At 35.9% G+C, this 19,220-nt stretch carries 19 protein-coding genes; 8 read left to right on the top strand and 11 right to left on the bottom strand.

The features are described from left to right. The first annotated feature begins 105 nt into the window (after window positions 1-105). Window positions 106-1,410, top strand: coding sequence for an MFS transporter (locus ACK3CR_RS11455; protein ID WP_488975463.1), 1,305 nt, complete (start codon window positions 106-108; stop codon window positions 1,408-1,410). A 31-nt stretch (window positions 1,411-1,441) separates the two neighbouring features. On the opposite strand, the gene ACK3CR_RS11450 is transcribed toward ACK3CR_RS11455, so the two are convergent. Together ACK3CR_RS11450 and ACK3CR_RS11445 are read right to left on the bottom strand one after the other, a co-directional pair. Beyond that, entirely contained in the window at window positions 1,442-2,260 is an 819-nt protein-coding gene (locus ACK3CR_RS11450; protein WP_488975462.1) for a squalene/phytoene synthase family protein, read from the bottom strand. Window positions 2,261-2,359: 99 nt separating this feature from the next. Beyond that, complete coding sequence (locus ACK3CR_RS11445) at window positions 2,360-2,914, bottom strand: ion channel (RefSeq protein ID WP_243514055.1); 555 nt, start codon at window positions 2,912-2,914, stop codon at window positions 2,360-2,362. Window positions 2,915-3,406: 492 nt separating this feature from the next. Between ACK3CR_RS11445 and ACK3CR_RS11440 the strand changes: the two genes are divergently transcribed. Beyond that, window positions 3,407-3,895 (top strand): sigma-70 family RNA polymerase sigma factor, encoded by a 489-nt coding sequence (locus ACK3CR_RS11440; RefSeq protein WP_488975461.1) that lies wholly within the window; start codon window positions 3,407-3,409, stop codon window positions 3,893-3,895. 22 nt (window positions 3,896-3,917) lie between these two features. Here ACK3CR_RS11440 and ACK3CR_RS11435 read toward each other — a convergent pair whose 3' ends face one another. Continuing rightward, window positions 3,918-4,436, bottom strand: coding sequence for a hypothetical protein (locus ACK3CR_RS11435; RefSeq protein ID WP_488975460.1), 519 nt, complete (start codon window positions 4,434-4,436; stop codon window positions 3,918-3,920). After that, the gene (locus tag ACK3CR_RS11430) at window positions 4,433-5,065 is read right to left on the bottom strand and encodes a TetR/AcrR family transcriptional regulator (RefSeq protein WP_243514063.1); all 633 of its coding nucleotides are present in this window, start codon (window positions 5,063-5,065) and stop codon (window positions 4,433-4,435) included. The genes ACK3CR_RS11435 and ACK3CR_RS11430 overlap by 4 nt, the downstream gene beginning before the upstream one ends. Before the next feature lie 159 nt (window positions 5,066-5,224). On the opposite strand from ACK3CR_RS11430, the gene kynU reads away from it, so the two are divergent. From kynU to ACK3CR_RS11410, 4 genes are all read left to right on the top strand, one after another. After that, on the top strand, window positions 5,225-6,511 hold the full coding sequence (gene kynU / locus ACK3CR_RS11425) for a kynureninase (protein ID WP_488975459.1): 1,287 nt from the start codon (window positions 5,225-5,227) through the stop codon (window positions 6,509-6,511). A gap of 36 nt (window positions 6,512-6,547) precedes the next feature. Then, window positions 6,548-7,387 (top strand): tryptophan 2,3-dioxygenase, encoded by an 840-nt coding sequence (gene kynA, locus ACK3CR_RS11420; RefSeq protein ID WP_410914682.1) that lies wholly within the window; start codon window positions 6,548-6,550, stop codon window positions 7,385-7,387. 17 nt (window positions 7,388-7,404) lie between these two features. Next, window positions 7,405-8,028, top strand: a complete 624-nt coding sequence (kynB, locus tag ACK3CR_RS11415; protein WP_328123265.1) for an arylformamidase — start codon at window positions 7,405-7,407, stop codon at window positions 8,026-8,028. 362 nt (window positions 8,029-8,390) lie between these two features. After that, the gene (locus ACK3CR_RS11410) at window positions 8,391-9,791 is read left to right on the top strand and encodes a right-handed parallel beta-helix repeat-containing protein (RefSeq protein WP_328123263.1); all 1,401 of its coding nucleotides are present in this window, start codon (window positions 8,391-8,393) and stop codon (window positions 9,789-9,791) included. 40 nt (window positions 9,792-9,831) lie between these two features. Here ACK3CR_RS11410 and ACK3CR_RS11405 read toward each other — a convergent pair whose 3' ends face one another. Both ACK3CR_RS11405 and ACK3CR_RS11400 read right to left on the bottom strand, forming a co-directional pair. Further along, a complete protein-coding gene (locus ACK3CR_RS11405) occupies window positions 9,832-10,596 on the bottom strand; it encodes a MerR family transcriptional regulator (protein WP_488975458.1) in 765 nt (254 codons plus the stop codon). A 111-nt stretch (window positions 10,597-10,707) separates the two neighbouring features. Beyond that, a complete protein-coding gene (locus ACK3CR_RS11400) occupies window positions 10,708-11,097 on the bottom strand; it encodes a tautomerase family protein (RefSeq protein ID WP_061803422.1) in 390 nt (129 codons plus the stop codon). A gap of 325 nt (window positions 11,098-11,422) precedes the next feature. On the opposite strand from ACK3CR_RS11400, the gene tagU reads away from it, so the two are divergent. Together tagU and ACK3CR_RS11390 are read left to right on the top strand one after the other, a co-directional pair. Further along, complete coding sequence (gene tagU, locus ACK3CR_RS11395; protein ID WP_243514080.1) at window positions 11,423-12,364, top strand: polyisoprenyl-teichoic acid--peptidoglycan teichoic acid transferase TagU; 942 nt, start codon at window positions 11,423-11,425, stop codon at window positions 12,362-12,364. Window positions 12,365-12,536: 172 nt separating this feature from the next. After that, window positions 12,537-13,010, top strand: a complete 474-nt coding sequence (locus ACK3CR_RS11390; RefSeq protein WP_328123260.1) for a MarR family winged helix-turn-helix transcriptional regulator — start codon at window positions 12,537-12,539, stop codon at window positions 13,008-13,010. Between the two features lie 227 nt (window positions 13,011-13,237). Here the strand turns inward: ACK3CR_RS11390 and qoxD are convergent, their stop codons facing one another. The 5 genes from qoxD to cstA all read right to left on the bottom strand — a co-directional run bounded on the left by qoxD (window position 13,238) and on the right by cstA (window position 19,180). After that, window positions 13,238-13,555: a cytochrome aa3 quinol oxidase subunit IV gene (gene qoxD, locus ACK3CR_RS11385; protein ID WP_243514087.1), complete on the bottom strand. Its 318-nt coding sequence runs from the start codon at window positions 13,553-13,555 to the stop codon at window positions 13,238-13,240. 2 nt (window positions 13,556-13,557) lie between these two features. After that, a complete protein-coding gene (gene qoxC / locus ACK3CR_RS11380) occupies window positions 13,558-14,175 on the bottom strand; it encodes a cytochrome aa3 quinol oxidase subunit III (protein ID WP_243514100.1) in 618 nt (205 codons plus the stop codon). Between the two features lie 3 nt (window positions 14,176-14,178). Continuing rightward, window positions 14,179-16,131: a cytochrome aa3 quinol oxidase subunit I gene (qoxB, locus tag ACK3CR_RS11375; RefSeq protein ID WP_243514102.1), complete on the bottom strand. Its 1,953-nt coding sequence runs from the start codon at window positions 16,129-16,131 to the stop codon at window positions 14,179-14,181. Window positions 16,132-16,188: 57 nt separating this feature from the next. After that, on the bottom strand, window positions 16,189-17,094 hold the full coding sequence (gene qoxA / locus ACK3CR_RS11370; RefSeq protein ID WP_243514104.1) for a cytochrome aa3 quinol oxidase subunit II: 906 nt from the start codon (window positions 17,092-17,094) through the stop codon (window positions 16,189-16,191). A gap of 289 nt (window positions 17,095-17,383) precedes the next feature. Next, window positions 17,384-19,180 carry a carbon starvation protein CstA gene (gene cstA / locus ACK3CR_RS11365; protein WP_328123256.1) on the bottom strand — a complete coding sequence of 599 codons (1,797 nt, stop codon included), beginning with the start codon at window positions 19,178-19,180 and terminating at the stop codon, window positions 17,384-17,386. Window positions 19,181-19,220: the final 40 nt, after the last annotated feature.

Genomic DNA, 19,220 nt, shown 5'->3' with positions numbered 1-19,220 from the left:
CAAAGCTAAAAGTTTTGTACATTACTCTTTTTTCTGATTTTTCTGTTTATCAAGCGTTCTATAAGGCTAAATAACAAGAAAGACAATTGAAAGGAGAAAGGAGAAATGGTCAAAAATCAAACGAACACAAAAATGAAAAAAGCAACGATAGCTACTGCTATGGGAAACGTTGTAGAATGGTATGAGTATGGCGTATATAGCTACACAGCAGGAATTATCGGTACTCAGTTCTTCCCTTCTGGCAGCACAACAACTGCCTTTTTATATGCTTTTGCTCTTTTTGCAATTTCCTTCTTTTTTAGACCGCTTGGTGGTATTATTTTTGGATCTATTGGAGATCGATTAGGTCGAAAAAAGATTTTGACAATAACAATCGTTCTTATGTCGCTTTCAACAGCAGCTATTGGAATTATTCCTAGTTATGAATCATTTGGAATAGGGGCTACTATTTTGTTAGTTGTAATGCGAATGATTCAAGGTCTAGCTGCAGGGGGAGAATATGGAGCAGCTACCGTTTTTATGACAGAATCTGCTCCATACAAAAAAAGAGGTTTATTTACAAGTTTCCTTGAATCTGGTGTGCTTTTTGGTTATATCATTGGAGCAAGCTCTGTTGCTCTTCTTACCTCCATCTTAAGTGCAGATGCTATGAATCTATGGGGTTGGCGCATCCCGTTTATCTTATCTCTACCTTTAGCCTTAATTGGTATGTATTTACGTACAAAAGTAGATGACACACCCGTTTTTTCTAAATTACAGAAGGAAGATTCTTTATCCGAAAAACCGTTTAAAGAAATGTTCTCAACTGCTCGGAAACCTCTCTTGACAACTTTTTGCTGTATTGCTTTTGCAAATGGAGCATACTACACCCTTTTAACTTATCTCCCTTCTTACTTTGAAACCGAAATTGGACTTTCGGCAAGCAGTTCCTTACTTATAACCATCATCGGAATGATCTTTATGATTTTTCTTATTCCCTTTGTTGGCGTTTTAAGCGATCATTTTGGACGCAAACTTTTTATGTTTTTATCAAGTATCCTGGCTATCATAAATGCTGTGCCTATTTTTTGGCTCATCAAGGATGGAGGAAACTTCGGACCTCTCTTTGGCTTTTTATTATTAGGAATTCTTGTTTCGCTTTTCGTTGGTGCTCAGCCTGCAGCTCTTCCGCCTTTATTTCCAAGTCGGGTTCGCAACAGCGGATATTCGTTTTCGTATAATATCTCCACAGCTATATTCGGAGGAGGAGCTCCTTTTATTATTACAGCTCTTACTTCCTTATCTCAAAGTTCGCTTACTCCTTCCTTCTTTCTTGTAGGAGTTGCTATTATAGCTGTGATTGGGCTTTTATTTGTTCCTGAAACAGCCAAAAAGCCAATTCACCAAGATGGCATTGACAATAGCACATAAAAAAAGGAACCCAGAGCCTGGGTTCCTTTTTTTACTCAACAACGCGATTTACAACACTGTTAACATCCTGTCTCGTCATTTTCTCTTTTCCTTCTTCTAATGCTTGAAGTGTAGCCTTTGCAAGAGCAAGTGGAATTTTACAAAAATCTAGAATTGGACCAGATTTGATTGCTTTTGTATACTCTTCACCAAGCTTTAAATTGCGACGAGCATATGCAAACATATCTGCGACTTCCCAACCTTCTGGAAAGAAATCAACACCACCCCTTTGTAAATCTTCACTTCTATTTCTTAGAATATTCACTGACTGCAGCCCACGTCCAAATCCGATTGCTAGATCTTTATCTGTTTCGATATCAGAATGCCACTTCCAAATGTCTGAAAGCATAACGCCAACTAAGCCTGCTACATAGTACGTATAGTCATCTAAATCTTGTTCACTTTTAATCTCCCAATCTTTCAAAGCCCAATCAGCCATTCCTTCTCCCATAATGGCTGTTGCATCTAGCACTTGATCTACAACATTTTCAGGACAATATTCAATCCAGTCTGCTAACCTAAGCGTAACTTCAGGAAGAATATTTTGATAAGGAGCGAAAAGCTTTGCTAATTCTTCTTTAGAAACACCCTTTCTTAAAAGAGCACTTACAGAACGAAGCAGTGCTGCTTTTGCTTTCTTTTCCAATTCAGGGTGATCTTCAATTTCATCAATTGCTCTCATGCATAAGTAGGCAGAACCGACAGCTTCTTTTAAACCTTCTGACAAGTACGTAATTGGAATAAAAAAGGTACGGCTCGTCTCCTTAAGCATTTCAATCGCATCTTTATGTAAACGTATGTTTTCACTCATCTTTAATTATCTCCCTTTCTCAATATACTCCATTCTCTCTATTGTATCATTTATAGGTGAACAGATTAACAAACATTTATTATCTTTATGCATCATCTGCTATTCTTTAGAACGATCGTCTCCTTTAACCTTGATTCCTTTATTAACAAGCTTTGCTGTTAATATCCCCATTAAGAGAGTATTACTCATAAAACCTGTCATCATTTCAAGAGAAGCAACTGCATTTGAAACAATATGTGATGACGAGACATCGCCATAGCCTGTTGTTGTAAAGGTTGTAATACTATAGTAAAGGAAATCCTCCCCTGTAAGGTACGTTCCCGAAAAGGTTTGCCCACCTTTTAGATGATAAATTTGCAAATAAATATCTGCATACGTAATGATCATTAAAGAAATCACTAATGCTGAGCCAGTAAAAATGCTTGGAAGTGATTCATTTGTTTTGGGAATAAGAATAACAAATTCAGCAAGTAAAAAAAGACACAAGCCTAAAAGCAAAAGAAAAAATATTAATAAACTAGTTCCCCAAAAACCAGATGGAACCTTTATAAATGAATTTAAGATAAGTAAAGCTAGCGCTACAATATCAAGGATAAAATAAAGCCACAGTTTTTTTCGATTGAACTCCTGCTTCATAAATAGTTTTCTTATCATATGCATCCTCAACTACATTCTTTTTTTGTATCTTTTCCTACTTTTCTTTTTTTATACAAAACAGCAGTTTTAGACAATGACGAAAAGCCCTCTGATGAGCATTATCAGAGGGCTTTTCCGTGAGAAATGAGAAGGTTAAAACCTGCAGTGTTACGTAATGTAGGCAATAATTAGAAGATTTTCTTATGTCTAACTCGTGCATTGGCTCCGCCTTCGCCATATGCCGTGGTAGCCACGCATGCTACCCAACCTATAACCATTATATTTGAAAACGCTTTCAAAGTAAAGAACAAATTTTTTTTGATAAAAAGAAAATTTCATATCATTTTCTTCATGTTTGGCCTTTAACGTCCGTATTTATTACATAATTTTGTTCTTGATAATAACATTTTTAACATTTTTTTAGCTTTTTAGCTTTTTCATCTTTTATTACGTACAGTGAAATTACCGCGGCAATATATGCAAAAGCTTTTGCACTGAAGGAGTTTAGCAGTGGAGAACAATAAATTCGAAACATTAAAAGAAGAATATGATCCAATGATTCATTCCATCTTACACAAGTTACACATCAAATTGGATTATGAAGAATATTATCAAACTGCTCTTATCGGTCTTTGGTATGCAGCAAATCGATTTGAAGAACACAAAGGAAATTTCTCAACATTTGCTTATACAACAATACGCGGTGAAGTGTTAAAGATACTTTATAAACAAAGTCTCTTTCTACAGCGAAGCGTCCAAATGGAACACGATACTCTAGAACTGATAACAGAACCTGCTCAAGATCAGATTCTTCAAAAACTTCTCCTTGCCGAATACTGTACATGCCTAACTCCTCGTGAGAAAGTTTATGTTGAAGAGAGGATTATAAACGATAGGAGCTTTGAAGATATTGCATCCCGCTATAATGTTTCCCCCCAAACTGTAAAAACGTGGGGAAAGCTTGCCAAAAGAAAGCTTCGAAATAAATATAAAAAATAATAAAATAAGAGTACAGGTCTTTTTATTCTACAAAAAGCCCGTACTCTTGTTCTGACTCAAAAAAGATTTCTCTATATCCTGCATAGCTCTTCACATAGCGAAGTTCTAATGAGGAAATAAGGGGCCCATTTAGCCTAAAAGAGGGAGAGAGCCTTCCATATTCATATTCTATATTTTCACTTCTGATCATCACTGCTGCTCCACCTAGAATATACTCTTTTACTTCTTTTACATCTAGTCTTTGAAAGGTATAGTCTTTCATTTTGTTTTGAATCCAGTATGTATAAATTCCATTTGTAACCTCTTCATCTATCCTATATATCCATTCTTCATCATCGTCCAACATTTGAACCCAAAGTGTAATATAAGCATCTAGTTCATCATGAAATTGTTTTTGAGATACTCTATAAAGATAAAATTCTGATGTATATTCTATAGGGATTCGAGCGCGAATCCGATGAACTTCTTTTTGTTTCATGTCTAAGATCGCTTCTCTTACTTTTCTTTTCCTTTCTTTTATCACTATTTGACTAATGTTCATCTCTTTTCCTCTTCTTCACCGTATAGACCATCAACATATAAAGAAGCAATAGATTGTGAAATTTCTTCCACACTTCCATCATGTTCATTTTGAACAATTTCCCATAAATACATTTCGTTCATAAAAAACCAGCCTTTTGCCACAATTTGTGCCTTCACATCACCTCGTGCTAAATGATGTTCCTGAACGTAAAGAATGTCTTTTGATATATGTGCAACAAACTGTTTTCGGATATCTTTCCACTGATGTGCAATAACATCTGACATACCTATGGCTTCTTGAAAAACCCTCATAATCTCCCGCTCTGTTTCAGCCATCTTGAGAAAACGATATGCTTGTTTTTCGATAATTTCTTTAGCTTCTTGTTTTGTTTTTGGAAAAAAAGGCGTTTCTGCAATCTCATAAAATTGATTCATCACTTCCTCCATTAACACAGAAAGCAACGCTTCTTTTCCATTAAAATGAACGTATGCTGTTCCATATCCTACTTTTGCTTTTTTTATTACTTGTGAAATCGTCGTTTTTTGAAATCCTTCCTGCAAAAATATATATCTTGACGCTTCTAAAATTTTTTGGCGGGTAACAAGCGATCGAAGATGACGCTTATCTTCTATTTCATGCTCTTTCATCGCACTTTCCTCCTCTTTCTATTAGCATATAAGTTTCACAAATAAAAGAAAAGTATAGGAAGCTTGAAAATAAAATAAATTTTCTGAATATTAAATTGACATCATGTCATATTGTTGATATGATTTCTAAAAATAATGTAGCAAGGAGATTGATTAATCATGCCTTTCTCTTCGTTTCAACCCACACTCGAATATGCTAAAAATCTTGACGAACAGGATATTCTAGCTTCTTTTAGACAAGAATTTTATTTGAAGGAAGACTCCATTTATATGGATGGAAATTCATTAGGACTTCTCTCTAAAAGAGCTGAGAGAACTCTTTTGGAAGTTGTTGATGATTGGAAGAACTTAGGGATTGATGGTTGGTCATCAGGCAAGCATCCTTGGTTTACGTTATCAGAAAACCTCGGTGAAAAACTGGCTCCACTCCTGGGTGCCTCTGCTGAAGAAGTGATTGTAACAGGCTCAACAACTGTTAACCTTCATCAGTTGCTCTCTACATTTTATCATCCAAAAGGAACACGAACTAAAATCTTAGCTGATGAACTTAATTTCCCTTCCGATATTTACGCTATTCAAAGTCAACTGCATACACATGGTTATGACCCTGAAACACATCTTATTAGAGTAAAAAGCAGAGACGGTCGCTTTTTATATACGGAAGACATTATCGAATTGATGACTGAAGATATTGCTATTATGATCCTCCCTACTGTCCTATATCGAAGCGGCCAAATTCTAGATATGGAGATATTAACAAAAGAAGCTCATAAACGCGGCATTTTAGTTGGCTTTGATGCTTGTCACTCTATTGGTGCTATCCCTCACCTTTTCAATAAGTGGGATATTGATTTTGCCTATTGGTGTAATTATAAACATCTTAATGGCGGACCAGGAGCTGTTGGAAGTTTATATGTAAATCATAAACATTTTGGCACTTCTCCAGGTCTTGCTGGTTGGTTTAGTTCTAATAAAGAAAAACAGTTTGATATGGAGCATACATTGACACCTGCTGACACAGCTAGCGCTTACCAGATTGGCACTCCTCACCTGCTAAGCCTTGCCCCTTTAATTGGGTCTCTTGAAATCTTCCATGAAGCTGGTATAGAAAAGATTCGTGAAAAGTCCGTAGCCATGACAGACTACCTTATCAAACTCGTAAATCATTATTTATTACCCTTTTCTTTCACTATCGGAAGTCCTAAAAATGCTAATGAACGCGGAGGTCATCTAAGTCTTGAGCATAAAGAAGCCGCTCGCATTTGTAAATCCCTTAAAGAATACAGCATCATACCTGACTTTAGGTCACCAAATATCATTCGTCTTGCTCCTGTTGCGCTCTATACCTCCTATGAAGAAATATGGAATGTTGTTCAAACATTAAAAGAAATTATGCAAAAAGAGCATTATAAACAATATAAAAATGAGCGTGAAATTATTGCTTAATATCAATTGCTAAATTTCATAGGAGGAATGAAAAATATGACGTCAAAAAACAATTCTCGCCCAGAGCAAAATATTCAAACTGACTTTCAAAAGGAAATGTCTTATGGTGACTATCTTCATCTTCATAAAATTTTAGATAGCCAGCAAAGACTTTCCGGTCATCATGACGAAATGTTATTTATTATTATTCATCAGACAAGTGAACTATGGATGAAGCTTATTTTGCACGAAGTGAAGGCCGCTATTAGCTGCATACGCAATGATAATTTAGAAGCTTCTTTCAAAATGCTTTCTCGTGTTTCTCGTATTCAACAACAGCTTATTCAATCTTGGAACATCCTTTCAACTTTAACACCTGCTGAATATATGGAATTTAGAGACGACCTTGGAAAGTCTTCTGGGTTTCAGTCGTACCAAAATCGGCTTATTGAATTTTCTTTAGGAAACAAAAATGCTCATACTCTAGCTGTCTACAAACATGATAAAAAGCTTTTCAATCAAATGCAGCAAGCACTTCATGAGCCAAGTATATATGATGAAGCAGTCAAAGCTATGTTTAGGCGTGGCTTACCCATTGACGAGCAATGTCTGAACAGAGACTATTCCGAACAATATGAGCCAAATGAAAGCATCGAATTAGCTTGGCTTGAAGTTTATCGCAATGTTAACCAATATTGGGATTTATATGAGCTAGCTGAAAAGCTAGTTGACATTGGAAGCCAACAGCAATTGTGGCGCTTCAATCATGTGACAACAGTTGAGAGAATTATTGGTCATAAAACTGGAACAGGAGGATCTTCTGGGGTAACGTACTTAAAAAGAGCACTTGATCAGCATTTCTTCCCTGAACTGTGGAGCCTTCGCACAAAAATTTAAAAGATGGAGGAATTGTGATGTGGATAGATGTTTCACAGCGACTTGATAACAATATAGCTGTATGGCCAGGAGATACCCCTTTTTCATACGAAGTGGATGTATCAAAAGAAGAAAGTGGGTCTGTTAATATCGGCAAACTAACCTTGAGCACTCATACAGGCACTCACATTGATGCACCTTTTCATTTTGATAATGAAGGGAAAAAAGTAATTGATTTAGACATTAACTTATATATTGGTTCTGCAGTTGTTGTTCACTTACCAAATCGGCAATTAATCGAAAAAGAAGAATTAGAAAAATTAAATTTAGATAATGTAACACGACTCCTAATACGTACTGATGCATGGCAGAATCGTACTGTCTATCCAGAAGAAATTCCAACGCTTGAATCAGAAGCCATTGACTATCTCGCTAGTATAGGAGTGCTTCTTATTGGTTTTGACTTGCCTTCTGTTGATCATATGAAAAGTAAAACACTGCCTAATCACCATAAGTTAGCAAGCTCCGGTATTCATATTTTAGAAGGACTCATATTGGACGATATTCCTTCTGGACACTATCAGCTTATCGCTCTTCCCCTTCCTCTTATAGAAGGAGACGGTAGCCCTGTGCGTGCCCTATTAAAAAAAGAGAAAAATTAGCGTTCTAAAGGGATAGGGAATCGAATTTTTCCTTTCCCTTTGTTTCTGCACCTACTCCCCTTAAATACTATCTTTTACATTTTCAATCTACTAAAACTTCTAAAAACTCCTTCTATTACTGTTCCTTATGCTAATTTTGATCAACATAATCATTCTCCAAATGAAAATATTTGCATTGATTACTTTTTTAATGGTATTAAGTGTACTTGTCATGTTATTCATGCACTATGTTATGAAATGTAAATTGAAACCGGTAGAAGTATTTACTCTACCGGTTTTTTATTCTCTCAAAAAACATAGCAAAAAAGAATAAGTTGTGAGAATATGAAGAGATTAAAAAATTCAAGGAAGGAATTTTTTAAATGAAAAAGAGCCTGTTTTTTATTATATTAATCGCCCTTATTATTAGTATTGTTATCGTTTCAAAAAAGCGCCAATCTTCCCCAACTGAAACGAACAGCTTATATGTTTCAGATGAGGGAAATGATCATAATAACGGAACAAAAGAGCATCCTTTTAAAACGCTTCAAAAAGCAAGCAAGGAAGCAACGAAAGGAACAACAGTCTTTATTCGAGGGGGGACATATAAAGAGTCCTTAACGATTAAACATAGTGGTACATCTACATCTCCTATCATATTTCGCCCTTATAAAAAGGAACCCGTCATTTTAGATGGCGGTGATATTCCCGAGAAAGAAGAAGAAACAGCACTAGTTAAAATTCAAGACAAGAGCTACATAACGATTCAAGGTCTCGAGATTTGCAACTTATCTACTTCTCTCACAGATCAAACTCCTATAGGGATTTATGTTACAGGGGAAGGAACAGGAATTAAACTGCTATCTAACAAAGTTCATCATATAAAAACAACAGGACAAGATGGCAATGCTCACGGTATTGCGGTTTATGGAACAAAAGAGATTACAAACCTTACTATTAAAGAAAACTTACTAGAGCACCTAACACTTGGATCAAGTGAATCACTTGCGTTAAATGGGAACGTTTCAAACTTCTCTGTTTCAAACAATACAGTAAGATATTCCGATAATATCGGCATTGATTTAATTGGCTATGAAGGAACTGCAAAAAAACATGACTACGTAAGAAACGGAAAAATCGAAAATAATATGGTGCATCATATTTCAAGTTATGGCAATCCTGCTTATGGTGAGGATTATGCAGCTGGTGGAATTTATATTGATGGAGGACATCATCTTACAGTCAACAACAACATCGTTTACAAAAGCGATATTGGCATTGAAGCTACTTCAGAGCATAAAGGGAAAGATGCTCAGGATATTACGATTTCTCATAATACCCTATATAATAATGACTACACAGGCATCTCTATTGGTGGATATGACAAGAAGCGCGGAGGTACTAAAAACTCTTTAATCACTCACAATGTTTTATATAAGAATGATCTTAAAGAATTAGGCGGTGGGCAACTTCTTCTTCAATATAATACAAAGGGCAATACAATTGAGAACAATGTCTTTACAGCAAGTTCTTCAGGTATTTTTATTAGCAATGATTTTAAAGAAAATAAAAACAATCATTTGAATCGTAACGTATATGATTCTCGAATTGGCGAGGATGCTATTTGGACTTGGAAGAAGCAAGAAGTTTATTCTCTTTCCCAATTTAAAAAGCTAACAAATAGCGGTGAAAAGTCCATCTTTGCTAATCCTCATTATAAAGATGAAAAAGAATTTAACTTTTCACTTAAAAAAGGAACAAAAGCAGACCTCCTTATCCATTAAAAAAACGGTCACAAAAATTGTGTCCGTTTTTTTATATTGCCTATTTTTCCATTTCAGTGTACGCATAAATGGCATCTCTTAAAAACTCAGCTAATCCATCACCATGTTGATCATAGTATTGCTTAAATCGCTCATCTGATACATACATCTCACCAAGGCCTCTATGAGCTTCCTTACTATAGCTATTCCAGTAATAAAGAAGCCATTTTTTATGAAGTTCTGCTGCTCTTAATGCATTTTCACTCTGTAGGTCGCCTTCTTCAAACGCTTTTTTTAGTTTTTCGAACATTTCCTTCTCAGTAGCCGTTAGTTCTTTATATTGCTCCTCTGTCATATTTAGTACTTTTTGATTTGAATGTTCTACTTCCTTTTCTCCATACTTTTGACGAATTTCTTTTCCATATTTTCTCTCATTCTCTTCAACAAGCTCTTTTTTAAATCCTTCAAACTTCTCTTTGTCATTCATCTTCTCGTTTTGCTCCTCTGCATATATTGTTTTTTCTACATTTTGAATAAGTTTGTTTATCCGTTCTTTTTCTTCAAGAAGCCCCAGATGGTGTTCTTTTAATGCTTTGTAACGATCAAAAGTTGGAGAAGCTACAATCTCTTTAATCTTTTCCAAATGAAGACCTAGCTCTCTATAAAATAGGATTTGCTGCAGTTTATTGATTTCATGTTCCCCATAAATTCGATATCCTGAGGAATTTATGCGCGCTGGCTTCAAAAGGTTAATTTCATCATAATATCGAAGTGTTCTTGCACTTACACCAGCTAAGCGGGCTAACTTTTGAACGGTATATTCCATTTCTTCTCCCTCCTTACAAATTAACGATACACTTTGACGTTGCGTAAATGTCAAAGTATTTTATATAAAAAAAGAAGAAACGATTAACGTTTCTTCTTTCATACTCTTTATTTATAACTTACCTGTTAAAAATTGCGCTTCACCCATTCCAAAGCTCCAGTCTGCATCTCCATTTGTTACAATTGAAACCATAATATCTTCTGGACGAATTCCACAGCTTTCATGAAGTTCTTGTGCTAAAAGTTTATATAACTTTTGTTTTTGCTCTTCTGTACGCTCTTTACTTGTAACTGTAATAACAACAAGGTCTTGGCTACGTTCGAATCCTAACCCTGTATCTTGGATAATCAATTCATGTGGTGGATGTTGATGAACAATTTGGTAACGATCGCGCTCAGGTACGCCAAATGCTTCTAGCATAGCACGATGAGCTGCATCAAGTAGATTTTTTAAACTTTGTTCATCTCTTCCTTCAATAACATCAAATTTAAGTAATGGCATTGTAAACCTCCTATATGTTTATCCCATGATGAAAGATGTTCCACATCTAAAAACGAAAGTGTTTCTAACTAACAGAACTTCCCTCCTTATTTAGTATTCTAACCTTATCCCTTACTATCCTTCTTTCTTTTAAAAGGAATTTGTTTTTTATCAAATAACCTATTGATAATGTATTTTTTTTACATACCAAACTTCACATTTGTAAAAAAATACAAAATACACATTCTTTATACCTATATAAACAGCTTTCTTTTTTAGGAAGTCTTGTAATATAATAAGAAAGAATTTGTTTCTACCTATAGGAAAGATGAGGGCTTAACACATAATGGAAAGCAGAGCAAAGAAGAAACCAAAGAAAAAAAGAACGCTTTTAAAGACAATCATCATTATTTTTATTCTCCTGATTTTAGGCGGACTTGGATTTGCTTATTATATGTACCATTCACTTGCAAATACACTTGATGGCACACATCAAGCACTACATCGTAAAGTTTCTGAGAAACGAGATGAAGGTGTGAAATTTTCTGAAAAAGATCCAATATCTATTCTTTTACTAGGGGTAGATGAGCGTGAAGGTGACAGAGGTCGCTCAGATTCCATGATTTTAATGACAGTGAACCCTGAAACAAAATCAATGAAAATGGTCAGCATTCCACGCGACACAAGAGCTGAGATTATCGGCCATGGCACAACAGATAAAATTAACCATGCTTATGCTTATGGTGGGGTTAATATGGCCGTTGATACAGTTGAAAACTTTTTAGATGTTCCTGTTGATTATTATGTACAAGTGAATATGGAAAGTTTCAAAGATATCGTTGACGCTGTAGGAGGAGTAACGGTAAATAACTCCCTTGATTTCACGTATGATGGTGTTCATTTCAAAAAAGGCCAAATTTCTTTAAGTGGTGAAGAAGCATTAAAATTCTCACGCATGCGTTATGAAGATCCACGTGGTGACTTTGGGCGCCAAGAACGTCAGCGTCAAATCATTCAAGCTGTAATTAAAAAAGGTGCTAGTTTTAACACCCTTGCCAACTATGGAGAGATTCTAGATACCATTGGCAAAAATATAAAAACAAACTTAACATTTGATAATATGAAAGATATCCAAAGCAACTACAAGGAAGCTAGACACAGCTTAGAACAGCTTCAAGTAAATGGGGAAGGACAAAAAGTAGACGGTGTTTATTACTATGTTGTTTCAGAGGCAGAACGTGAAAAGCTTTCAACAGAACTCAAAGAACACTTGAATATTAAACAATAAGAAAGAAGATCTCTCTCCTAGAGATCTTCTTTTTTATGATTTAGCATACAACGACTTTTAAAAAGTAGTTTAATAAATAAATAACAGGGTATATTGTCATAATGGAATAAATCTTATCTCACTTTATCTCAATCATTGTATGACATTTGTAGAGACAGTGGTGATAAATCACGTGAATGAGAAATCACGCTTTAATGTGCCGAAGGAAAGGCCTGGATTTCTGATGTGGAAAGTAACTGGAGCTTGGCAGAGACTAATTACGAAAAAACTTAGTCCCTTTAATTTAACTCATGTGCAGTTCATTCTACTATCTGCGAATGAATTTTTAAGTTCGCATGGAGAAAATGTAACGCAAAAAAAGCTTTCAGATTTTACTGGAACGAATATTATGATGGTATCTGATGTAGTAAGAACGCTACAGGCAAAAGGACTTATTATACGTTCAAAGAACCCATCTGACAAACGTGAGATGATCTTGTCTACAACAAAGCAAGGGACTCAAAAAGTAAAAGATGTTTTGCCTATTGTAGAAGCTGTTGATGAAGAGTTTTTTGGCAACATCAATAATGAACAAGAAACACTCATAGCCATGCTCTCTTCTCTTCTTGAAGAGGAAAGAGAAAAAGATCAGGTAAAGCTGAGATAAGGTATTCCGTAACAAAGGAAAGCCCCTTGCAACATGGCAAGGGGCTTTTTATTTCTTAATTGTTAGATATACACTACATTTTTCTTACTAACATACTCTATAACACATGCGGATTCCCCTAATGAACAAACACTAATTCAGTTTTTTCATTATATCATCAAATGGGACACATACTCAGTAATAAATCCTTACTAACAACCTCAATTCTTTTATATTGATGAAGGTTTTTAATGATTATGCATCCCAAATGACATTACCCAAACAGAACCCGCTACAATGATAATAGCTGTAAAAAAAGCGTGAACCATGTTACTAACTTGCACAGTTCCATATCCTTCTCTTACATGCATGAATAGGACAAGTTGCATTCCCGCTTGTAAGAAGGCTAACAATAACATAAGGGAAAGAACCATTTTGTCTTGAAAACCAGATCTAAAGGCTACCCATACTGTCAAAAGTGTCAGAACGATTGATAACACAAAACCAATGACAAGTTTCCAAGGAAAACGATCATGAGTCTCTTGTATATTTTCTTTTTCATTCACAGTTACAACACCATCCCTGATAAGTAAACTAGTGTAAAGATAAACAACCAAACAATATCTAAGAAGTGCCAATAAAGACCGATTATAAAGACTTTACGGGCCGTTCTCGGTGTAAATCCACGTTGAGTTAATTGGATTAAAACAAGCGTTAACCAACCGATTCCAAGCGTTACATGAAGGCCGTGTGTTCCAACGAGTACAAAAAATCCAGATAAGAAGGCGCTTGTCTTAATTGATACACCTTCAAGGGCAATATATTCATGAAATTCATAAATTTCACATCCTAAAAAACCAATCCCAAGCAACATCGTGAGTAACAACCAAACCATCATTTTCTTCATCTTCTGAGCACGTAAATAATGAATAGCCATACTTCCTGTAAAGCTGCTTGTTAACAAGAGAAATGTCATAATCAGAACAATCTCTGGCTTAAATAACTCAGCAGAGGTGGGGCCATCTGCAGGACGTGAATGTAACACTAAATATGTCGCAAATAAAGTTGAAAATAATACAACCTCAGCCCCAAGGAATATCCAAAAGCCTAGGATAGTCATCCGATCTTCGGCTTTTGAATATTCAAGTGGGACATTCTTGTCATGTATATGTGTAGACTCTGCCATATGCTAATTGCCCTCCCCAACTTTATGTGCTTCTTTAACTTCTTCAACACTTAAATAAAATCCATCATTATAATCAAAGGAACGAACAACCATGCAAGCGAGAATTCCAACTAAACCCGGGATGGCCATCCAATACCATTCCCAAACAAGACCAAATCCAGCAATAAAAAAGAACACTGACATTATGGCTGGTACATGAGATTTGTTAGGCATATGGATTGGTTTTAACTCTTCCTCTTTCACTTCACGTGCTTCCTTGAAGCCTTTTTCCTTTTTCAAGTACCAATATTCGTCTAGACGGCTTACTTTCGGTATTTTAGCAAAATTATAATGTGGCGGTGGTGATGGAATCATCCATTCAAATGTACGACCATCCCATGGATCGCCTGTTACATCACGCTTTCCATAGCGTGCACTGTAATAGATGCTATACACTAATACAATAAATCCTAATCCCATTCCGAATGCTCCAATTGTTGCTACAATATTTATGCCTGTCCATCCAAGTCCTGGTGAATAGGTGTACATACGACGTGCCATTCCCATCAATCCTACAAAATATAAGGGGAAGAAACAGACATTAAACCCAATCATAAACAACCAAAAACTAATCTTGCCCAAACGTTCATTAAGCATGTGCCCAAATGCTTTTGGATACCAATAATAAAGACCTGCAAAACAAGCAAAAACAGTTCCTGCGACTAATACATAATGAAAATGGGCTACTAAAAAATATGTATTATGATATTGGTAATCAGCTGATGCCATGGCGAGCATAACTCCTGTTATCCCACCAATAACAAAGTTTGGAATAAACGCTAGTGACCACATCATGGCAACCGTCATCTTAATACGGCCTTTATAAAGGGTTAAAAGCCAGTTAAATATCTTAACACCTGTTGGAACAGAAATAGCCATTGTCGTTATGGAGAAAAATGAGTTAACTCCTGCGCCAGCCCCCATTGTGAAAAAGTGATGGACCCATACAATAAAACTTAATCCTGCAATTGCAATCATTGAAAACACCATAGCTTTGTAACCAAATAACGTTTTACGGGCAAAAGTACAAATAATTTCAGAGAATATACCAAATGCCGGTAAGATTACAATATAAACTTCAGGATGTCCCCAAATCCAGAACAAGTTTGCCCACATCATTGGCATACCGCCGTTTGCCAACGTAAAGAAGTGAGAACCAAATAATCTATCAAAGGTCATCAATGCTAATGCTACTGTTAACACCGGAAAGGCAAAAACAATAATGATTGAAGTAATAAGCGTTGACCATGTAAAGATTGGCATTTTCATTAATGTCATCCCTGGAGCTCGCATTCTTAAGATAGTGACTAAGAAGTTGATCCCTGTAGCTAACGTACCAATCCCTGAAAGTTGTAATCCTAATAAATAATAATTTTGGCCTGGGCCTGGACTTAACTCATTCCCAGCTAGTGGCATATAAGCTGTCCATCCTGCATCAGGTGATCCCCCAATAACAAAGGAAATGTTAAAGAGCATTGCTCCCATAAAAAATGACCAAAAACTAATAGCATTTAAAAATGGAAAGGCTACATCACGTGCTCCAATTTGAAGAGGTACAACGATATTCATTAACCCAATGAGAAAGGGCATAGCCATAAATAAGATCATAATTGTTCCATGTGTTGTAAAAATTTCATTATAGTGTGAGGAACTTAACACTTTTAATTCTGGAAGTGCGAGCTGTGTACGCATTAACATACCATCTATACCACCGCGAAAAAGCATAAGAAGTGAGGCAATGATGTACATAATACCAATCTTTTTATGATCTACTGTTGGAATCCATTCTGTCCAAAGCCATTTCCATTTTTTAAAATAGGTTAAAACGAAGATAATCCCTAAAGTTGCCACAGCAATGGACACATAAGCACCGTAGATTAAAGGTTCACCTGTGACAAAAAATTCATCAAGCTTCATTTTATAGTTTCCTCCTTCCCTTGTGTTACCAAGGTATCTTGATTATATGGAGGGAAATCAATGATCCATATGACTTTTATGTGGGTCATGTTCTCCCTTATCTTTGTAATAAGTTTTTTGGGCTGCATGATCAACCCAGTCTAAGTGGGTATTTGAATAGCTCATACGCCCAACATGACTTTGCTCTAAAATTTTGTTATAGGTTGTTTTTGTAAGATTTGGAGCTGTATCTTGAACTTCTGCTACCCAATCTTTGAAATCTTTATCTGTTTGAGACTCTACTTCAAACTCCATCTTAGCGAACCCTTCTCCATTAAAATTTGCATTACGTCCCATATATGTTCCTGGGTTATCAGCCTGTAGATAAAGTTTTGTTTCCATCCCAGCCATTGCATATTTCTGTCCACCAAGCTCTGGAATCCACAAAGCCGTTATTGAACTTGTAGATGTTAACCTAAATTCAACTGGTCGGTCTTCTGGAATATTTACATAATTGACCGTCTCAATACCTTGTTCAGGATAGCTAAAAATCCATTTCCAGTCTGCTGATGTAGCGTGAATGACTAAAGGCTTTTGTTGCTCTTCTGCTGATGTTTTAGGTGGTTCTTCCAGTTCAAATATAGCTTGAACAGTTGGAATAGAAAGAGCAATAACAATAATAATCGGAATTCCTGTCCATATAACTTCAAGAAATTTGTTTCCATGTATTTCAGGTGGTTCGTAGTCCATATTGTCCGGTCTTTCGCGATACTTAATAAGAATGACAGTAAACAAAACGAAAACCACTACTACGATAATAAGCATAAAGATAATCGACCATATAATAAGGTCATATTGAGTTTGAGCTACAGGTCCTTTGGGATTTAGTACTCCCATCCTTATGTCACAGCCGCTTAATAATAAGACAAAAGCTAACGCTGCTACTAAACCTCTCTTTCGACTTATGTTTTGAAACCTCTTCATCGATGTGTCTCCTTTCTTTATATAAAAAATGGTGAAATGAATTCCTTTGATTTTTAGATGCCGAAAGATAGAAATAATGATGAAACTAAATATTTTAATGAATGTTCACGAATGGTAATCATAATTGGCCAATTAGAGACTTTTTATACCACAGATTAAGAAAAGACCGAATCAATAGATTTAATCTCTAAAATTTGATCACTAAAAAAACAAAAAAAGATTCTTTAGCATAGGCTAAAGAATCTCTATCTTATTAAAAATATTCTTCTTAATAATGAAAATCTTTTTATCACATTGCAGATTTGATATTCGCCTTCAGATTTGGATTGTTCCACAGCTCCATCCACTTCTTTATTGCTGTAACAACAATAACAATCCCAAGAACAAGCATAATAATTGAAAGGATAGCATTTAAAACACTGTATCCTGTCGCATCTGGGTTCAGATAAACATTTTTCACCATCCAATATCCTGCATAGTTAACAGTAACATATAAGTAAGCAAGTGGAACGAGGCATGTTAGCATATACCAGCGTTTGTCCGCAATTTTTAAAATGACTGTTGCTCCAACAATTAATCCAATGGAAGCCATAAGCTGATTCGAAACTCCGAAAAGAGCCCAAACAGAACTAATGTCTCCTGAGAAAAGAAGATATCCCCACATAATACATGCTAATGCACTTGCAAAAATAGATCCTGGTAGCCAGTCTACTCTTTTTAATGGTTTATAAAATTCACCAAAAAAGTCTTGAATTAGATAGCGCGCAACACGAGTTCCAGCATCAATGGCCGTTAAAATGAAAACTGCTTCAAACATAATAACGAATTGGAAAAAGTAAGAAGCAAGGTTGCTAAACCAAGGAACTTCTGTAAAAATATATGTCATACCAACAGCAAGTGTGACAGCCCCACCTGTTCTTCCTTCAAGATCAAGTCCAACCGCTTGACTAAGCTGTGGTAGATTTTCAACGCTCATCCCGAGTGTTGCAAACATTTCAGGTGTAGAATTAATCGCAAAATAGTCACCAGGCTGAAGAGAAATAGCAGCAATTAAAGCCATTATAGCTACAACACACTCTACAAGCATTGCCCCAAATCCAACTACTTTAATATCACTCCAACGATCAAGCATTTTTGGTGTTGTTCCAGAGCTTATAAAAGCATGAAACCCAGAAATAGCTCCACAAGCGATTGTAATCGAAATAAATGGCCACACAGGCCCGGCCACAACAGGCCCTCCGCCGTGAATAAACTCTGTTACAGCGGGAAAAGGAATAGCTGGATTAACAATAAATACTCCTATAATAAGAGCTAAAAACACTCCGATTTTCATAAAACTACTCAAATAATCGCGAGGAGCAAGCAATAACCAAACAGGAAGTGCTGCTGCAAAAAAAGCATAAATAGGTAAAATAATAGCAAGTGTATTCATATCAAGTGTTAAAAAATCACCAACCGCTGTATTTTGGAGCGATGGTCCAATAAAAACACCAACCATGATCAGAATAAAACCAAGTGTTGCAGCACCTTTTAAATTTCCAGTCTTCTTATGGTACAACCCAACTCCCATTGCAATTGGAATCGTAATGCCAACTGCAAATGTTCCCCATGGATTGCGTTCAAGTGCGTGAAGGACGACCATTGAGAGTCCTGCCATTGTAATAGTAATAATAAAAAGCATCGCAAGTCCTGTACAAAATCCTGCTACAGGTCCTAATTCTGCCTTTGCTACTTCTGAAAGAGATTGACCTTTTTTACGCATTGAAGCAAATAATACAACTGCATCATGGACAGCTCCTCCAATCACAGCTCCAACAAGCAACCAAATCATGCTTGGTAAATACCCAAACTGTGCTGCTAGTATAGGACCTACAAGCGGCCCTGCTGCAGCAATAGCAGCAAAATGATGACCAAATGTGACCCACCTATTTGTAGGAACATAGTCTTTTCCATCTTCTTCTGTATATGCTGGTGTTGGCTTATCATCATTTAGTTTCAAAACCTTTACAGCAATAAATGTACCGTATAAACGGTAGGCAATCATTAAAATACAAATGGAAGCAATCATAATTGTAATCGCATTCATTTTTCCATCCCCCTCTTGCCTTCTCTTATAATATAAATAT

It is taken from the genome of Priestia sp. TRM10 (assembly GCF_057808375.1).
The sequence above is the reverse complement of the archived record's forward strand: the minus strand, read 5'-3'. Positions and strand labels throughout refer to the sequence as shown.

Bases quoted from the DNA above. Each gene is read 5' to 3' on its own strand.
- ACK3CR_RS11455 (WP_488975463.1), top strand. From the start codon at position 106: ATGGTCAAAAATCAAACGAACACAAAAATGAAAAAAGCAACGATAGCT.
- ACK3CR_RS11450 (WP_488975462.1), bottom strand. From the start codon at position 2,260: ATGAGTGAAAACATACGTTTACATAAAGATGCGATTGAAATGCTTAAG.
- ACK3CR_RS11445 (WP_243514055.1), bottom strand. From the start codon at position 2,914: ATGATAAGAAAACTATTTATGAAGCAGGAGTTCAATCGAAAAAAACTG.
- ACK3CR_RS11435 (WP_488975460.1), bottom strand. From the start codon at position 4,436: ATGAACATTAGTCAAATAGTGATAAAAGAAAGGAAAAGAAAAGTAAGA.
- ACK3CR_RS11430 (WP_243514063.1), bottom strand. From the start codon at position 5,065: ATGAAAGAGCATGAAATAGAAGATAAGCGTCATCTTCGATCGCTTGTT.
- kynU (WP_488975459.1), top strand. From the start codon at position 5,225: ATGCCTTTCTCTTCGTTTCAACCCACACTCGAATATGCTAAAAATCTT.
- kynA (WP_410914682.1), top strand. From the start codon at position 6,548: ATGACGTCAAAAAACAATTCTCGCCCAGAGCAAAATATTCAAACTGAC.
- kynB (WP_328123265.1), top strand. From the start codon at position 7,405: ATGTGGATAGATGTTTCACAGCGACTTGATAACAATATAGCTGTATGG.
- ACK3CR_RS11410 (WP_328123263.1), top strand. From the start codon at position 8,391: ATGAAAAAGAGCCTGTTTTTTATTATATTAATCGCCCTTATTATTAGT.
- ACK3CR_RS11405 (WP_488975458.1), bottom strand. From the start codon at position 10,596: ATGGAATATACCGTTCAAAAGTTAGCCCGCTTAGCTGGTGTAAGTGCA.
- ACK3CR_RS11400 (WP_061803422.1), bottom strand. From the start codon at position 11,097: ATGCCATTACTTAAATTTGATGTTATTGAAGGAAGAGATGAACAAAGT.
- tagU (WP_243514080.1), top strand. From the start codon at position 11,423: ATGGAAAGCAGAGCAAAGAAGAAACCAAAGAAAAAAAGAACGCTTTTA.
- qoxC (WP_243514100.1), bottom strand. From the start codon at position 14,175: ATGGCAGAGTCTACACATATACATGACAAGAATGTCCCACTTGAATAT.
- qoxB (WP_243514102.1), bottom strand. From the start codon at position 16,131: ATGAAGCTTGATGAATTTTTTGTCACAGGTGAACCTTTAATCTACGGT.
- qoxA (WP_243514104.1), bottom strand. From the start codon at position 17,094: ATGAAGAGGTTTCAAAACATAAGTCGAAAGAGAGGTTTAGTAGCAGCG.
- cstA (WP_328123256.1), bottom strand. From the start codon at position 19,180: ATGAATGCGATTACAATTATGATTGCTTCCATTTGTATTTTAATGATT.